Below are 16,849 nucleotides of genomic sequence, written 5' to 3' on the forward strand. Positions count from 1 at the left end.
GCATACGAATTATTCAATTAAAACGTTGTCTTATAATAAGGTAATGTGCTATGGAAAGAAAAAAATTCTTAAAAAGTATAGGTGCAGGTGCAGCCTTTGCCCTTGTATTTCCATGTTTAAATGGGTGTTCCTCAGGTGGGGATGATTTGCAAGAGACGCCTGTTCCCAGTGGGGTAGATTTTACAATAGATCTTAATTCAAGTGAAGCCAATAACCTAAAAAATAATGGAGGTTTTATCCTTAAAAACCTCGTGGTTGTCGTAAGAAACTTACAGGGCAACTTCGTGGCGGCTAGTCAAGTTTGTAGTCATCAGGGAACTGAGGAGGTTCGCTTTATTGATGATAATAATGGAATATTTTATTGTTCCACCCATGGTTCACGATTCGACCAGACAGGAACTCCTTTAAATAGTATCACCAATAATCGACTAAAAATTTTTAGAACAGAACTCAATGGTGATATCCTTCGCGTTTTTGAATAATGGGCAATTAATTTTACACTTTTCATAATGAAGCTATTGGTAAGGGTTTTATTGATTTTTTTTACCCTATTCTGTGCTGCGCAAGATTGGCAGGAAAACTACAAGGGGGTCTTGGCTATGGCTCAACATGAAGATAAGCCAATTGTTTTAGTGTTTTCAGGATCTGATTGGTGTGCTCCTTGCATTAAATTGGATAGGGATATATGGCAGTCTGAAGAATTCAAATCATATTCCAAGCAAAACTATCTTCTTTACAGGGCAGACTTTCCCCGTAAAAAGGAAAACAAACTTAAAGATCAGGTGGTACAACAAAATAAGGAATTGGCGGACCGTTATAATTCAAAGGGATATTTTCCTTTGGTGTTGGTCCTCGACAAAAACGGAAACATATTGGGAGAAACAGGGTATCATAAATCCACACCTAAGAAGTACATCACACTTTTAAACTCCTTTAAAAAGTGAAAAAAATACTCCCCTATTTATTTCTGATTTTGTTTGTGAGTTCTTATGGTCAGGAGCATCAATATGTCACCGTACAAAAGGTAATGAAATTGATGGGGAGCAGGTTTGAAATAACCGTAGTTGCAGCTAATGAGGAGATGGGATATATTAATATTGAGGATGCTGCGGCCGAGATACAACGTATTGAAAGAATAATTTCTTCTTGGGATGAAAGTTCTGAGACTTCCGAAATCAATAGAAATGCAGGTATTCAACCAGTAAAAATAAGCAGTGAACTGTTTAAGCTCATTGAACGAAGCAAACAGGTATCTGAGATTACAGATGGGGCTTTTGATATTACCTTTGCTTCAATGGATCAGATTTGGAAATTTGATGGATCCATGAAATATCTTCCATCTAAAACTGAGATAAAGAATTCCGTTGCTAAAGTGGGCTTTCGAAAAATAATTATGAATTCAGACGAGAGCACCGTATTCCTAGAGGATAAAGGAATGAAAATAGGTTTTGGCGCCATCGGAAAGGGGTATGCAGCCGATAGGGCCAAGGAACTTTTGATATCCAAACAAGTTAGGGCTGGAATTATAAATGCAGCCGGAGATCTTACAACTTGGGGTACCAAGGTGAGTGGTGAAAAATGGTTGATTGGTATCGCTAATCCGTTGAGTAAAGATAAAATTTTTTCATGGTTGCCCATTGTGGAATCTTCAGTGGCAACCTCAGGCAATTATGAAAAATTTGTAACTTTTGGAGGTGTAAAATATTCACATATTATTGATCCTCGAACAGGATATCCTGCCAGTGGGATCAATAGCGTATCTATATTCACAAAAACAGCCGAGCTTAGTGATGCCTTGGCTACCGCTGTTTATATTATGGGTATCGATACGGGGTTGGCTTTGATTACCCAACTAAGAGGAACTGAGGCAATAATAGTGGATAGTGAAAATAAAATTCACAAAAGCAATGGCATTCTGTTCGAGAATAATAAGTAGTTTTAGACTATAGACGCTTTTTTACTTTATAATCAAATGAAAATAACACTAGTACTCTTTTTTTTAGGCATATCGCTAACTTCCTGCGTAGCAGTAAAAGAGTATGATAAAGTCTATTTGAATGACGAGGAAATGCAACTGGCCATAAAAAGTATGGAGCAGTTCGAAATCAATTTTCAAATATACAGGGAGGCTGCATCTGGTGGTAACGGGGGTAAAACCGGTGGTGGCTGTGGCTGTAATTAACAGGGTATGAAAAAAATCTTTTTATGTTTTTCTTGTATTGTTGCATTTGTCGGATTTGCACAAGACGATTCTAACACTACCTATAAAAAACGTGTTTTAGAGGCTACTGAAATAGATGTTTTATTTAGCTATTATAACCAGGATGGCATACATGCTGCCGTATCTGGTGGGGATGGCACGGAAGAATTGACTGATATTACCTCTAGTCTTATTGTGAAAATGCCCATAGGTGAGGATGATGTGCTTACCGTAGATGTAGGTATATCGGCGTATACATCAGCCTCTTCTAGTAACATAAATCCTTTAGATGGGGACCCAAATCAACCAGTTAGTCCATATATAGCTTCCTCTGGGGCATCTAGGAGTGATGTCTTAGCACATTTAACACCATCTTATCAACATAGTTCTGATGATAGGAATACCATTTGGGGAGTAAAGGGATATATTTCTTCTGAGTATGATTATTTTTCCTTAGGATTAGGAGGGAGTTATACCCGTCTATTCAATGAGAAAAACACAGAAGTAAGTGCAAGTGCTCAGGTTTTTTTAGATACTTGGAACCCACAATATCCGATAGAACTCAGAGGTGGTTTCTTTGATGATCGTATTACTGGTAATGGCACATATGCTCCAGTATTCTCTTCTTTTGAAAATAAAAACCGAAACTCCTATTCCCTATCTCTCAATTTATCTCAAATACTAGGCAAAAGGGTGCAGGGGTCTCTATTTATGGATCTTGTTTCACAAAATGGTCTACTAAGTACACCGTTTCAAAGAGTGTATTTTGGTGATCGCAACGATTTTTTTATTGATGAATTTCAATTGGCGGATGATGTGGAACGATTACCGGATACTAGGTTTAAAGTTCCTTTTGGTGGTAGACTTAATGTTTTTGCCAGCGATATGTTCGTTATAAGATCTTACTACAGATTTTATAGCGATGATTGGGGTATAAATTCTCATACTGCTAGTATAGAAGTGCCTATAAAGGTAAGTACTGCCTTTACTATTTATCCCATGTACCGATTTTATACCCAAAGTGCTGCAAATTATTTCTACGAAAAAGAAGTAGCAGTGTCCACGTTAGACTACTATACCTCAGATTACGATCTTTCAGCTTTTGATGCGCATCAATATGGGATGGGGATTCGCTATAAGGATATTTTTACCTCTGCAAAAATATTCTCTTATGGGCTCAAGACGCTAGATTTACGCCTGAATCAATACGATAGAAGTGACGGATTGAGTTCTTTTATTGTCACTTTTGGAGCATCTTTTGTGGCTGATTAGAAGACTTCAGAAACTAAATTTTGATGTAAAAATTTGAATTTCAACAACTTAATAATTTTCTTTATTCCTTGAAACATATTTTTATGTCAAACTGAATTGAATGGTTTTACCTCCAAAAAAATTGTAAATTCGCAGTCCAAGTGAAGATTGAATATGTTAGATAAATTAAATTATGTCAAGCAGCGCTTTGATGAGGTTTCCGATCTTATCATCCAGCCAGATATTATAACGGACCAGAAGCGTTATGTACAATTGAATAAGGAGTATAAGGACCTTAAGGCATTAATGGACAAAAGGGAAGAATATATTACCTTAACGAATAACATGAAAGAGGCCGAAGAAATACTGTCGGATGGGAGTGATCCTGAGATGGTAGACATGGCTAAAATGCAATATGAGGAGGCTAAAAGTGGTTTGCCAAAATTAGAGGAGGATATAAAAATTCTTTTGATTCCGAAGGATCCAGAAGATGGCAAAAATGTGGTTATGGAAATCCGAGCCGGAACAGGAGGGGATGAGGCTAGTATTTTTGCGGGAGATCTTTTTAGGATGTATACCAAATATTGCGAATCTAGGGGATGGAGTACCAATGTGATAGATTTAAGTGAAGGTACTAGTGGAGGTTATAAGGAAATTCAGTTCGAAGTGAACGGGGAAGATGTATATGGCACCCTAAAATTCGAAGCTGGAGTGCACCGTGTGCAAAGGGTGCCACAAACAGAAACTCAAGGAAGAGTGCATACTAGTGCCGCAACGGTAATGGTTTTGCCTGAGGCAGAGGAGTTTGACGTACAGATTGACCCCAAAGAGGTTCGAATCGATTTTTTCTGTTCTTCGGGACCGGGAGGTCAGTCGGTGAACACTACCTATTCTGCGGTGCGTTTAACTCACCTTCCCACAGGTTTGGTGGCACAATGCCAAGATCAAAAATCGCAGCATAAGAACAAGGATAAAGCCTTTAGAGTATTGCGTTCCCGTCTCTATGATATGGAATTGGCCAAGAAACAGGAAGCAGATGCCGCTAAAAGAAACTCTCAGGTGAGCAGCGGTGACCGATCCGCAAAAATTAGGACCTATAATTATTCGCAAGGAAGGGTAACCGATCATAGAATTGGCTTTACCCTTTATGATTTGTCTAATATTGTTAACGGTGATATCCAGCGTTTCATTGATGAATTGAGATTGGTGGAGAACACAGAGAAACTTAAAGAAGCTTCTGAAATATTTTAAAGCATAAAAGCCAACTGGAAACAGTTGGCTTTTTTATTTCCTCGATCATTATTATGACCAATAAGCAACTAGTAGACCAAATACGCATAAAACAATCCTTCCTTTGTATAGGACTGGATGTTGATATCAATAAGATCCCAAAACATTTATTATTGGAGGAGGATCCTTTATTTGCCTTTAACAAGGCCATTATTGATGCCACCAACCATTTATGCGTGGCTTACAAGCCTAATATTGCTTTTTATGAGGCACACGGTTTAAAGGGATGGAAATCTTTGGAGAAGACGATACAGTACCTTAATACGCATTATCCCGAACAGTTTACTATTGCCGATGCTAAAAGAGGTGATATTGGGAACACCTCTTCTATGTATGCCAAGGCTTTTTTTGAAGATTTAGGGTTTGATTCGGTCACGATTTCACCATACATGGGAAAAGATTCGGTAGAGCCATTTTTGGAGGTTGAGGACAAACACACCATATTATTGGCATTGACCTCTAATGAAGGGGCCTATGACTTTCAGACCCAAATGGTGGATGGAATCGAATTGTATAAGAAAGTGCTTGTCACTTCCAAAACCTATAAAAATGCAGAGAACCTTATGTATGTTATTGGTGCAACCAAAGCAACCTTTTTAAAGGACATAAGAAAGATAATTCCAGATAGCTTTTTGTTGGTACCGGGGGTTGGTGCCCAAGGGGGAAGTTTAAGCGAGGTATGTAAATATGGAATGACTAAAGATGTGGGCCTTCTGATAAATTCTTCAAGGGGCATCATATACGCTTCAAAAGGTATCGATTTTGCTGAGGTAGCGAGAGTCAAAGCCGAAGAGTTACAGGTGCAAATGGCAATTGAGTTGAAAAAATTAATCTAATAGAAGTCTATAATAATCCTTCTAGCATCTTTTTTATTTTCGATGCCTTACCCTCAAAAAATTCACCTAGTTTGGCATCCGAATTTTTAATTTGTAAAGCCTTTTCCATGAATACGGCATATTGGTATTCCAGAAAACTAATAGCATCGCTGCTCTGCGTGATTGGAGTGGTGGAACCTACTCTACAATATTGATTTTCCATCGTGATATTTTCTTTCAAAGATACGTGCTAATGGAGAAATTACTCGATTAATAAATCGTTATATATCTAAAAATCAGGTATTTTGTCTAAAATTTTATTTTTTGTTTATCTTTTATATTCTTAATACGTGCTTTCGGTAAAAACCTGGATTTTATAGATTATGTCCCTAATATGAGGCAAGTAGCAATAGATAAAGGATTTTAAATTACTTTTATAAAAAAAAATCGTTTGCTAAACTATACAACTTACCTACATACCACCTCAGATAAATGGGTCACTTTTGTGCATGGTGCAGGGGGTAGTTCTTCTATTTGGTACAAACAGGTACGTGAGTTCAAGGAACATTTCAATGTGCTTCTGTTAGATTTAAGAGGTCATGGAGCTTCCAAGCCCCACTTGAAAGACGCGTTTAATGATAAATATACTTTTGATTCCATTACAAAAGATATTGTAGAGGTTATTGAATATGAAAAAATAAAAACCTCTCATTTCGTAGGTATTTCGTTAGGTACTATTTTAATAAGAAATCTCGCTGAAAAATATCCTGAAAGGGTAGAGAGTATGATTATGGGAGGTGCCATTATGAAATTAAATTTTAGATCCCAGGTATTGATGCGCACAGGAGTGGTTTTAAAATCTGTAGTGCCCTATATTTGGTTGTATAAGTTCTTTGCCTTTGTAATCATGCCCAATAAGAATCATAAGGAGTCTAGATCACTATTTGTAAGGGAGGCAAAAAAACTTTATCAAAAGGAGTTTATCCGCTGGTTTAAACTAACTGCTGAAATTAATCCGTTGTTACGTTTTTTTAGAACAATGGAAATTGGTATTCCAACATTGTATGTTATGGGGGCAGAAGACTATCTCTTTTTGCCTACTATACGTAAAATAGTGGATAGCCATAAAACTTCTGAACTTATTGTAGTTCAGAACTGTGGACATGTAGTAAATATAGAGCAACCTAAATTTTTTAACGATACTGTTATAGGCTATTTATCAAGTAAAAAATAGACTATATATAAACTAGTCTGGAACTATATAAACGAAAAAGGTCGACCATTTGGTCGACCTTTTTTTATGACGAATAATTTGTTTTAATATCCTTGATTTTGAACCATTAATGGGTTGGTATCCATTTCCGATTGAGGAATAGGCAAAACTAGAGAAGTATCATCCCAAGCTATGCTTCCTACGGAGCGTTGTGTTCTTTTTGAATCATTTAGAATAAAGCCCTCAAAGGCCAATTCTAATTGTCTTTCGTTAAAAATTAGATCCAACGTCAAAGGTCCTATAAGAGGAGCAGCACTAGATCTTGCTCTTAAGGCGTTAATTTCAGTTAACGGCGCTAAGCCTAAGCTAGAGCTCAGTCTAAAATTACTTTCTAATCGAATCAGGTGCATCTCGGCTACACGAAAAATACTAATATTGGCAAACTGATTGGTATACTTCAAGGTCAGTCTGCGATCATTATCAGGATTTATATACGTAAAATTTCCTCTTTCATCATTGGGATCATCAAACAAGGTAAGATATGCATCTTCAATTACAATATCTCCGCCTCTACCACCATCGCCTTCAGAAGCATAGTGATTTGTTAAATCGTGACTTCCAGTTTGACTAGTCACTTGAAAAGCGAATATATCCTCACTGCTATCTACGTCGTTATTAAAGGCACCAGCAAAACCTGATGTTAAACTATGACCACTGTTTAAAAGTACATCACTTGCAGCATCACGCGCAGCTGCATAATCCCCTTGCTGAAAAAAGGTTCTTGCTAACAATGCTTGTGCAGCATATTTGTCAGCATAAAATCCATTAGCAGACGGTAGTAAATTGTAGGCATCTGTTGCGTCTATAATTACTTGATTATAAATTTCATCTACAGAACTTCTGGCAATTTCTTGCGTTTGTGCATAATCTACAATTCCCACTAATCGCAATGGCACTCCTGGCTGCGCATTTACTTGTCCTGCTACATAGGGAGTAGCAAAATTACGAACTAGGTCTAAATAGTTAAGAGCTCTTAAAAATTTGGCTTCTCCTTCTATACGATCTTTTTCTTCCGGACTACTGGTTACGGTTTCTAAATTGTCAAGAACCAAATTTGCCTGATTGATTGTTTCGTAAGCGTTGCTCCAGATGTCATCAACAAATCCATTGTCTACAAAAACATTTTTTTGAAATGCTTGCCGGAATGCCTGAAATGTTCCTGACCAAAAAGTTTGATCTGAAGTACCAAGTAAATCAGTAAATATTTGTAAATCTCCACCATAAGTAGCAGCTTGTCCTGCTTCGTCATAGGTTCCGACCAATATAGCCGCGATATTCGCTTCAGAAGAAAAAGCTAATTCCCCGGGAAGATTGTTTGTTGGGTTTATTTCCAATTCATTTTCACATCCTATCAATAGTAGCAAAATGGAAAATACGTATGTTATTTTATATATTTTCATGATTATCTAATAATTAAAAATTAATATTTACCCCTAGTGTAATGGTTTTTGCCGGTGGTGAGGAATAAAATGTTTCACCTGGTGTATTTTGTCCATTTACGTCACTTCTTGCTTCTGGATCTTCAAAAGGATAATTGGTAATGGTTAATAAGTTGATCGCGGTAACATATACTCGAAGCTTACTTAATCCCATCTTTTCTATTGCTGCATTTGGAAGTGTATAGCCTAAAGATATGTTTCGTAATCTAATAAAATCTGCATCTGCTAAAAAGCGGGTAGAATGGGCTGATCCGTTCCCTGCAAATAATCTGGCTTGTGGTATATTGGTAATATCGCCTGGCTGTTGCCATCTATTTAACTGATCAACACTTTGGTTGTCAAAATAATCTGCATTTACAGATTGATAAATACCACCTCCATTGTAAATGCTAGCTCCCCATTCGCCTTGAAAGGTAAATGTAAAATCAAAATTATTGAATAATAAAGTGTTTGTAAATCCAGCAATTAATTCAGGAAAAGGATTTCCAGCTACAATACGTTGAGCCTCATCAGAATCGGTTGTCGTATTTCTATTCAGGCTACCATCAGGATTTTCAGTATTTAAATAGTATAGGGCATCTCCATTCGCTGGGTCCACACCTGCATACTCCCTTAAATAAAATGAGGCTACACTTTCTCCTACCCGGTTGATATTACGTCCCGTAACAATGTCGGCGTTATCATTTGGTAAAGATTTTAGTTCATTAGTGTTGTTACTTATATTAAAGTTAGAGGTCCAAGTAAAATCTTCGGTTTCAATATTTCTAGTGTTCAATACAAATTCTACTCCTTGTCCTTGCAATGTGCCAATATTTGAATTAATACTAGCTGCACCACTGCTTGGAACTAAAGGCACACTAAACAATAGGTCTTCGGTATCTTTCTTATAGTAATCCAATTCTCCGGAAATACGACCATTAAAAAAGCCAAATTCCACACCAATATCGGTTTGTGCAGACTGCTCCCAGGTTAAAAATGAATTTCCGGGTTGGGCTGGCGCTAAACCAGGGCGTTGGTTGTAAGAGACACCAGAGAATAAAAATAGGGACGGATAATCACCACCTATATCGGCATTCCCTAATTTACCCCAACTTCCTCTTAGCTTTAAAAAGGATAGTGTTTCAGAATTTTTAAAGAAATTTTCTTCGGATAGAATCCATCCCGCAGAAACGGCTGGGAATGTACCAAAACGCACATTACTACCAAATCGAGAGGAACCATCGCGTCTTATACTAGCTTTAAGTAGATATTTGCCATCAAGATCATAGGTAGCTCTTGCAAAATAAGATACGAATGAACTTTGCAAATCTACTCCAGTTCCTGCAGTAACTTCAGCACCTCCACTTACGGTAGACAAATCGTCTGATGGAAATTGTTGGCTGGTGACACTAGTAATTCTTCGGTTATATTTAATAAATTCCGTACCAGCTACTACATTAATATTATGTCTTTCTGCGAAAAGTTTGTCAAACGTTGCATAATTACTAAATGTATAACTTTCAGATCCCAAGTCTGATGCAAAAGCTTGTCCATTAGTAGATTGGAATAAGGCATTCTGGCCTCTAAAATTATCTTCAGTTTGTGAAAACAAATCATAAGAAAAGTCTGAATTAAAAGATAGGGATGGAAGGAATTTGTACTCTCCATAAACTTTTCCAATGGTTCTGCGTATAATGGTTTTAAAAAAGGCATTATCAGCATCTAATAAAAAGTTTCCATATAGCGTGCTTGGGTTTGCTGATCCATCATCTAATCTGGCAGGTGAAAGCGGAGATTGTGCAATTGCTTGAAGCGGAGTAGCGAATGCGTTGTCATTCGCAATACGATCTATTTCTGTTCTAGAAAAGCTCATGTTCATTCCGGCTTTAAACTTTTCAGTTAATTGATGACTTACATTCAATCTTGCATTTACTCTTTCCAATGCATTGTCTTTTATAATTCCAGTGGTATTATTATATGCCCCTGAGAAGAAATAAGATGTTTTTGCATCAGCTCCAGACATGGAGAAATCAGCATCTGTTTGATAGCCATTTTGAAATGCAACATCCGACCAATTAGTATCAACTTCTCCAGTTCTCCAATCGGTATTCCCAGCAAAAAAGTCGAATTCACCTTCTACATATTCCTGACCTTCATCTGGCGTAAAGAAGGGTGAGTTTCTCCCTGCTTCTGTAAATAGTTCAACGTATTCTGCTGCATTGAGCCATTCCCTTTTATTTGTTGGTTCACTAAATCCTTGAGATAGATTGAGACTAAACTTTGCCTTTCCTTGCTTTCCTCTTTTAGTGGTTATAAGAACAACACCGTTTGCTCCACGCGCACCATAGATAGCCGCTGAAGATGCATCCTTTAATATATCTATGGACTCAATCTCGTTAGCGCTTAAGGTTAATAGAGGGTTAGTAGGAGCACCAGTACCAATTTCACCACGACCACCAGTAGGATCTATTAATGGGATACCATCTAAAACATACAATGGTTGGGTTCCCCCGCTTACACTCGCTGCACCACGTACCCTTATGTTTATACCACCCTCAACTTTTCCATTGGTTTGAGTTACCTGAACTCCCGCAGCTTTCGCTACCAGCGCATTTTGAAAGTTTGGATTGGGAACCTCAGATATATCGTCAGAAGTTAGTTTAGAGATGTTGTCTGTTAAGGTTCGTTTACTTTGTGTACCATATCCTACAACAATTACTTCTTCCAATTGTGAAGCATCTTCTTCCATTTGTACGTTTATAGTGTTAGATGTTCCAACGGTCTTTTCTGTTGTTTTCTGTCCTAGATAAGAAAAAACAAGAACACCACCCATATTAGTATTAATGGTATAATTACCATCAAAGTCAGTTTGGGTTCCATTGGACGTACCTTTTATTACAACGTTTACTCCGGGCAATGGTATGCCGCTCTGATCGGTGACTTTTCCTGAAATTGACTTTTCTTGCGCAGTTGCTAATTGTGCAATTAAAACCAACAACAGGGTTAAAATTCCTTTTAATTTTGCTTTCATTTTAAAGTTTTTGAGTTAGTCCGTTAAAGATCTCATATATTTTTTAATAATTAAGAAAAATAACTTAGAAATGGAGACTGATAATCTCATTTTTGTAAGTATATTTAAAAAATGGCGTGTTTAATGATATTTTGATAATATTAAACAAAAAAAAACCGGTGCTCCCACCGGTTTTAGACTAACTAACTCAAAAATTACTAATTCAAATAATTCAATGCAAAGATTACATTTAACTTGATATAATAGCTCAGATGAGTATTATTATTACGTTATGTAAACTATACTTTAAAGTAACGAAATATTTTTTAAATTATTGTATATTTTGAATTAAATTACCTCATTATCAGTCCTGTAAGGCAAAAACTTTTCTTAGTATTGGCGTTGTCCTAGCAATTACCTTGGTGCGTATTTCTTTTTCTTCCAAAGCAATCATAGAGTAGACTCCCGATAATGCTTCTTGGGTTACGTAATCTGTCAAGTCTGGGTTAACCTTATTGGTTAGGGGTAAGTTGTTATAGCGTGTAATTAAATTACTCCAAATTTGGTCAGCTCCTACCCGTTGAAATGAGCTTTTTATAACAGGATTAAATTTATTGTAAAGTTCTGTTTGTGTAGTGTTTTTTAAATATTGGGTAGCAGCTTCATCATTTCCTAAAAGAATGTTTTTTGCATCTGCAAAAGTAATTTCCTTTACAGCAGTAATGAAAATAGGCGTGGCTTCTCTTACCGCATCTTCCGCAGCTCTGTTCAATACTTTTAAACCCTCATCGGCAAGATTACCAAGTCCAACATCCCTTAAGGTCTTATCTACTTTTTGTAATTCTTCCGGTAGCAGTATTTTAACCAATTCATTTTTGTAAAAACCATCTTCTTTGGTAAGTTTGCTTACTTGTTTTTCAATACCATTATCCAAGGCTTCCCTTAGACCATTTGCAATTTCTTCATTTCCCAATCCATAGGAGCCTTGAGGTAATTGATCTACCACTTGTTGGAGTTCTGCACAGGATACAAGTTGGAGGACACAAACAAATACTACTAGTTTCTTCATCATATCAATATTTTGGAATTATCTGTAAATATAGGATACTTCTAATTTTAAATCCGTTATTGTTATACTTCAGGTAGGTTTATTTAAGAAAAAATAACTGTCTTGTTATTGTATACCATGGTTTTTCTTTGGATGTGCAATTTAACCGCTCGTGATAACACTATCTTCTCCAAGTCTTGACCTTTGGCAATAAAATCTTTTATGGTATGCGCATGTGTAACGGTTACAACGTCCTGTTCAATGATTGGACCGGCATCTAACTCCTCGGTCACATAATGACTGGTAGCACCAATGATCTTGACGCCCCTAGCAAAAGCCGCGTGGTATGGTTTCGCTCCAGCGAAGGCAGGAAGAAAAGAATGATGGATGTTTATGATCTTGTTTTGATATTCACCAATGGTTCTTGGTGAAATAATCTGCATGTATCTGGCTAGCACTATAAAGTCTATTTGATGTTCCTTTAGAAGTTCCAATTGCTTTCTTTCTGCTTCTAATTTATTTTCCTTTGTTATAGGGATATGATAAAAGGGAATTTGGAACTGTTCTGATATACTTTGTAGGTCTTTGTGATTACTCAAAATAAAAGGAATTTCCACGTCCAATTCCCCAGAATTAAACCTGCTCAAAAGATCATATAGGCAATGATTATATTTAGAAATAAAAAGGGACATTTTTGGTTTAATGCCACTGACATGCATTTTACACTCCATATTCAAAGGTGTTGCAATGTCCTTTTCAAAAAGAGCCTTGAAATGTTCAAAGGAAATGGAGCTTTCATCAAATTCACTTTCTAACCGCATAAAAAACACATCAGACTGCTTGTCTACGTGTTGGTCAATATAAATAATATTACCCCCTTTTGCATGAATAAACCCAGTAATCGAACTTATAATTCCAGCCTGATCAGGACAATTGATTAAGATAGTGGTTTTCAAAATGGCTGATTTTAAGGGGTAAAATTAAGGCATTCAGAATAGAGGGCTAAATTCCAATGGTATTTTTATAATATTCCAATTTATACTTTATATACTTTGCACTTTTCGTAAATTGCAGGTCTAAAAATGTCTCTAAATTACATATGGAACAAATTACACCCTACACTCCAAAAAATAAAGTAAGAATAGTTACTGCTGCTTCCCTGTTTGATGGTCATGATGCTGCTATTAATATAATGCGTAGAATAATCCAATCCACAGGAGTGGAGGTGATCCATTTGGGTCATGATCGAAGTGTTACCGAAGTGGTAGATTGTGCCATTCAAGAAGATGTAAACGCAATAGCCATGACATCTTACCAAGGAGGTCACAATGAGTATTTTAAATATATGTATGACCTGCTAAAAGAACGTGGGGCATCGCACATTAAAATATTCGGCGGCGGCGGCGGAGTTATACTTCCCGAAGAAATTAAAGAATTAATGGATTATGGGATTACCAGAATCTATGCTCCAGATGATGGGAGGACCATGGGCCTTCAGGGAATGATTAATGATTTGGTAGAACAAAGCGATTTTCCTGTTCCACCCTTGGTTATTCCAAAAGGAAAAACATTGGTTGAATCGCTTGAGGAAAAAGATGTAAATATTTTGGCGAGGTTAATAAGTTTGGCCGAAAACAGGAATGAGGAGTTTAAATCCCATTTTTCGTCCGTCGATCATAAAAAAAATCAAGTCCCGGTTTTGGGGATCACGGGTACAGGAGGTTCTGGAAAGTCTAGCTTGGTAGATGAATTGGTGCGTAGGTTTTTAATTGATTTTCCAGAAAAGACCATAGGTATTATTTCTGTAGATCCTTCTAAAAGAAAAACAGGAGGAGCTTTACTAGGGGATCGTATAAGAATGAATGCCATAAATGATGATCGTGTATATATGCGTTCACTGGCAACAAGACAATCCAATTTGGCATTGTCCAAATATGTAGAAGAGGCTGTACAGGTATTGAAATCAGCTAGCTTTGATCTTATTATACTAGAAACATCAGGGATAGGGCAGTCCGATACGGAAATAATTGAACACAGTGATGTGTCTTTATATGTAATGACCCCAGAATTTGGGGCTGCTACGCAGTTGGAGAAAATCGACATGCTCGATTTTGCAGATCTTGTTGCCATCAATAAATTTGATAAAAGAGGTTCTTTAGATGCCCTAAGGGATGTTAAAAAACAGTACATGCGCAATAATAATCTTTGGGATATCCCACAAGATGACTTGCCAGTATTTGGAACCATTGCCTCCCAGTTTAATGATCCGGGCATGAATAGAATTTACGGAGCCATTGCAGCTAAATTAGTGGAAAAAGTAGGCGCTGACCTGAATTCCACCTTTATAGCAACCCATGAAATTACTGAAAAGATCTTTGTAATTCCCCCTTCAAGAACCAGATACCTTTCTGAAATTGCAGAGAATAACCGTGCGTATGATGATATGGTTAATGCCCAATCTAAAGTAGCACAACAATTGTACGGGATTTATAAAACTTTGGAAGGTCTTTCTAAAGGAGCAATTGGTCTTACAAAAATTGGTGTAGACGATGAAATGCTAGATACCAAGGATCCGGAAAATGGGCAGCTAATAGAATTGCTCTTAAAGGAATTTGATAGGGTTAAGATGGATTTGGATCCCTATCATTGGGATAGTATTATTAATTGGGCATCTAAGGTACAAACCTATAAGGACCCGATTTATAGTTTTAAAGTAAGGGATAAGGAAATTAGAATTGAAACCCACACCAAATCTTTGTCACAGGTAGACATACCTAAAATAGTACTTCCAAAGTACCAAGCGTGGGGAGATCTGTTGCGATGGACTTTGCAAGAAAATGTTCCTGGAGAATTTCCGTATACGGCCGGACTCTATCCATTTAAAAGGACAGGGGAGGACCCAACAAGAATGTTCGCTGGTGAAGGAGGTCCTGAACGAACCAATAGACGTTTTCATTATGTGAGTTATGGCACACCGGCAAAAAGGTTGTCAACGGCATTTGATTCAGTGACTCTTTATGGGAATGATCCAGGTCATAGACCAGATATTTATGGTAAAATAGGCAATGCAGGAGTATCTATATGCTGTTTAGACGATGCAAAAAAATTGTATTCAGGCTTTGATCTAAGTGGTGTTATGACATCGGTAAGTATGACCATCAATGGTCCTGCCCCAATGTTATTAGGCTTTTTTATGAATGCCGCTATTGATCAGAATTGTGAAAAATATATAAAGGAAAACAGTCTAGAGAAGGAAGTAGCTATTAAAATCAATGCCCTCTACAAAGATAAAGGCTTGGAAAGGCCAAAGTATGTAGGCGAACTTCCTAAAGGAAATGACGGTTTGGGATTAATGCTCTTGGGAGTAACAGGAGATCAGGTTTTACCAAAGGAAGTGTACGCATCTATAAAAAAGACAACGATGAATCAGGTCAGAGGAACAGTTCAGGCCGATATTTTAAAGGAGGATCAAGCACAGAATACCTGTATATTCTCAACGGAGTTTGCCCTTCGACTCATGGGAGATGTTCAAGAGTACTTTATAAAGAATGAGATCCGTAATTTTTATTCTGTATCCATTTCTGGATATCATATTGCTGAGGCTGGTGCCAACCCAATTACACAATTGGCATTTACGTTATCCAATGGGTTTACCTATGTTGAGTACTACCTAAGTAGAGGCATGGACATAGATAAGTTTGGCCCCAACTTGTCATTTTTCTTTTCCAATGGAATAGATCCTGAATATGCAGTAATCGGCAGAGTCGCACGTAAAATATGGGCAAAGGCGTTAAAGCATAAGTATGGTGCCGATCCTAGAGCCCAGATGTTGAAGTACCATATCCAAACATCTGGTAGAAGTTTGCATGCACAAGAAATAGATTTTAACGATATACGTACTACATTACAGGCACTGTACGCTATATATGATAATTGCAATTCCTTACATACCAATGCATATGATGAAGCCATTACAACGCCTACAGAGGAATCTGTAAGAAGGGCCATGGCCATACAACTGATCATCAACAAGGAATTGGGCTTGGCCAAAAATGAAAATCCGTTACAGGGCTCATTTATCATTGAGGAACTGACAGATTTGGTGGAGGAAGCCGTATTGTTAGAATTTGATAGGATTACAGAAAGAGGTGGAGTTTTGGGAGCCATGGAAACCATGTACCAGCGCTCCAAGATACAGGAAGAAAGTCTCTATTATGAGACATTAAAGCACACTGGGGAATTTCCAATTATAGGAGTAAATACTTTTTTAAGTTCTAAAGGCTCCCCTACTATTTTACCTGCAGAGGTTATCAGGGCCACTGAAGAAGAAAAACAAGCACAAATTACAACACTTCAAAATCTTCAAAGGCGTAATGCGGATATTGTGGAAAAGGAGTTAACGGAGTTACAGGATAAGGCTGTAAATAATGAAAATATTTTTGAAAAATTAATGGATGTCACTAAAGTTTGTTCTTTAGGACAGATTACCAATGCCCTTTTTGAAGTTGGGGGGCAGTATAGAAGGAATATGTAGTAGTAAAAAA

14 protein-coding genes are annotated in these 16,849 nt (G+C 37.2%); 9 read left to right on the forward strand and 5 right to left on the reverse strand.

Going from position 1 to position 16,849, the window contains the following annotated elements; all coding sequences use genetic code 11:
• Positions 1-50: 50 nt before the first annotated feature.
• The 7 genes from ABXZ36_RS05365 (at position 51) to pyrF (ending at position 5,577) form a co-directional block, all read left to right on the forward strand.
• Positions 51-482, forward strand: a complete 432-nt coding sequence (locus ABXZ36_RS05365) for a QcrA and Rieske domain-containing protein (protein ID WP_354614460.1) — start codon at positions 51-53, stop codon at positions 480-482.
• A gap of 27 nt (positions 483-509) precedes the next feature.
• Positions 510-944 carry a thioredoxin family protein gene (locus ABXZ36_RS05370; RefSeq protein WP_354614461.1) on the forward strand — a complete coding sequence of 145 codons (435 nt, stop codon included), beginning with the start codon at positions 510-512 and terminating at the stop codon, positions 942-944.
• Positions 941-1,936 carry an FAD:protein FMN transferase gene (locus ABXZ36_RS05375; protein ID WP_354614462.1) on the forward strand — a complete coding sequence of 332 codons (996 nt, stop codon included), beginning with the start codon at positions 941-943 and terminating at the stop codon, positions 1,934-1,936. The genes ABXZ36_RS05370 and ABXZ36_RS05375 overlap by 4 nt, the downstream gene beginning before the upstream one ends.
• Positions 1,937-1,972: 36 nt before the next feature.
• The gene (locus ABXZ36_RS05380; protein ID WP_354614463.1) at positions 1,973-2,182 is read left to right on the forward strand and encodes a DUF4266 domain-containing protein; all 210 of its coding nucleotides are present in this window, start codon (positions 1,973-1,975) and stop codon (positions 2,180-2,182) included.
• 6 nt (positions 2,183-2,188) lie between these two features.
• Positions 2,189-3,472: a DUF3570 domain-containing protein gene (locus ABXZ36_RS05385; protein WP_354614464.1), complete on the forward strand. Its 1,284-nt coding sequence runs from the start codon at positions 2,189-2,191 to the stop codon at positions 3,470-3,472.
• Positions 3,473-3,625: 153 nt separating this feature from the next.
• Complete coding sequence (gene prfA, locus ABXZ36_RS05390) at positions 3,626-4,702, forward strand: peptide chain release factor 1 (protein ID WP_354614465.1); 1,077 nt, start codon at positions 3,626-3,628, stop codon at positions 4,700-4,702.
• 53 nt (positions 4,703-4,755) lie between these two features.
• Complete coding sequence (pyrF, locus tag ABXZ36_RS05395) at positions 4,756-5,577, forward strand: orotidine-5'-phosphate decarboxylase (protein WP_354614466.1); 822 nt, start codon at positions 4,756-4,758, stop codon at positions 5,575-5,577.
• A 7-nt stretch (positions 5,578-5,584) separates the two neighbouring features.
• On the opposite strand, the gene ABXZ36_RS05400 is transcribed toward pyrF, so the two are convergent.
• A complete protein-coding gene (locus tag ABXZ36_RS05400; protein ID WP_354614467.1) occupies positions 5,585-5,779 on the reverse strand; it encodes a hypothetical protein in 195 nt (64 codons plus the stop codon).
• Positions 5,780-6,007: 228 nt separating this feature from the next.
• Here ABXZ36_RS05400 and ABXZ36_RS05405 point away from each other — a divergent pair, with 228 nt between their 5' ends.
• Positions 6,008-6,790, forward strand: a complete 783-nt coding sequence (locus tag ABXZ36_RS05405) for an alpha/beta fold hydrolase (RefSeq protein WP_354614468.1) — start codon at positions 6,008-6,010, stop codon at positions 6,788-6,790.
• A gap of 83 nt (positions 6,791-6,873) precedes the next feature.
• Here ABXZ36_RS05405 and ABXZ36_RS05410 read toward each other — a convergent pair whose 3' ends face one another.
• From ABXZ36_RS05410 to purU, 4 genes are all read right to left on the reverse strand, one after another.
• A complete protein-coding gene (locus ABXZ36_RS05410; RefSeq protein ID WP_354614469.1) occupies positions 6,874-8,229 on the reverse strand; it encodes a RagB/SusD family nutrient uptake outer membrane protein in 1,356 nt (451 codons plus the stop codon).
• A gap of 13 nt (positions 8,230-8,242) precedes the next feature.
• Positions 8,243-11,278: a SusC/RagA family TonB-linked outer membrane protein gene (locus ABXZ36_RS05415; RefSeq protein WP_354614470.1), complete on the reverse strand. Its 3,036-nt coding sequence runs from the start codon at positions 11,276-11,278 to the stop codon at positions 8,243-8,245.
• 343 nt (positions 11,279-11,621) lie between these two features.
• On the reverse strand, positions 11,622-12,326 hold the full coding sequence (locus tag ABXZ36_RS05420) for a DUF4197 domain-containing protein (protein ID WP_354614717.1): 705 nt from the start codon (positions 12,324-12,326) through the stop codon (positions 11,622-11,624).
• An 83-nt stretch (positions 12,327-12,409) separates the two neighbouring features.
• Positions 12,410-13,261 carry a formyltetrahydrofolate deformylase gene (gene purU, locus ABXZ36_RS05425; RefSeq protein WP_354614471.1) on the reverse strand — a complete coding sequence of 284 codons (852 nt, stop codon included), beginning with the start codon at positions 13,259-13,261 and terminating at the stop codon, positions 12,410-12,412.
• 143 nt (positions 13,262-13,404) lie between these two features.
• On the opposite strand from purU, the gene ABXZ36_RS05430 reads away from it, so the two are divergent.
• Positions 13,405-16,839, forward strand: coding sequence for a methylmalonyl-CoA mutase family protein (locus ABXZ36_RS05430; RefSeq protein ID WP_354614472.1), 3,435 nt, complete (start codon positions 13,405-13,407; stop codon positions 16,837-16,839).
• The last annotated feature ends 10 nt before the right edge of the window (positions 16,840-16,849 follow it).

Origin of the sequence: Sediminicola arcticus, from assembly GCF_040566695.1 — a bacterium.
GTDB classification, from domain to species: domain Bacteria; phylum Bacteroidota; class Bacteroidia; order Flavobacteriales; family Flavobacteriaceae; genus Sediminicola; species Sediminicola arcticus.

Bases quoted from the DNA above. Each gene is read 5' to 3' on its own strand.
- ABXZ36_RS05365 (WP_354614460.1), top strand. From the start codon at position 51: ATGGAAAGAAAAAAATTCTTAAAAAGTATAGGTGCAGGTGCAGCCTTT.
- ABXZ36_RS05415 (WP_354614470.1), bottom strand. From the start codon at position 11,278: ATGAAAGCAAAATTAAAAGGAATTTTAACCCTGTTGTTGGTTTTAATT.
- ABXZ36_RS05385 (WP_354614464.1), top strand. From the start codon at position 2,189: ATGAAAAAAATCTTTTTATGTTTTTCTTGTATTGTTGCATTTGTCGGA.
- pyrF (WP_354614466.1), top strand. From the start codon at position 4,756: ATGACCAATAAGCAACTAGTAGACCAAATACGCATAAAACAATCCTTC.
- ABXZ36_RS05380 (WP_354614463.1), top strand. From the start codon at position 1,973: ATGAAAATAACACTAGTACTCTTTTTTTTAGGCATATCGCTAACTTCC.
- ABXZ36_RS05420 (WP_354614717.1), bottom strand. From the start codon at position 12,326: ATGAAGAAACTAGTAGTATTTGTTTGTGTCCTCCAACTTGTATCCTGT.
- prfA (WP_354614465.1), top strand. From the start codon at position 3,626: ATGTTAGATAAATTAAATTATGTCAAGCAGCGCTTTGATGAGGTTTCC.
- ABXZ36_RS05410 (WP_354614469.1), bottom strand. From the start codon at position 8,229: ATGAAAATATATAAAATAACATACGTATTTTCCATTTTGCTACTATTG.
- ABXZ36_RS05370 (WP_354614461.1), top strand. From the start codon at position 510: ATGAAGCTATTGGTAAGGGTTTTATTGATTTTTTTTACCCTATTCTGT.
- ABXZ36_RS05430 (WP_354614472.1), top strand. From the start codon at position 13,405: ATGGAACAAATTACACCCTACACTCCAAAAAATAAAGTAAGAATAGTT.
- ABXZ36_RS05400 (WP_354614467.1), bottom strand. From the start codon at position 5,779: ATGGAAAATCAATATTGTAGAGTAGGTTCCACCACTCCAATCACGCAG.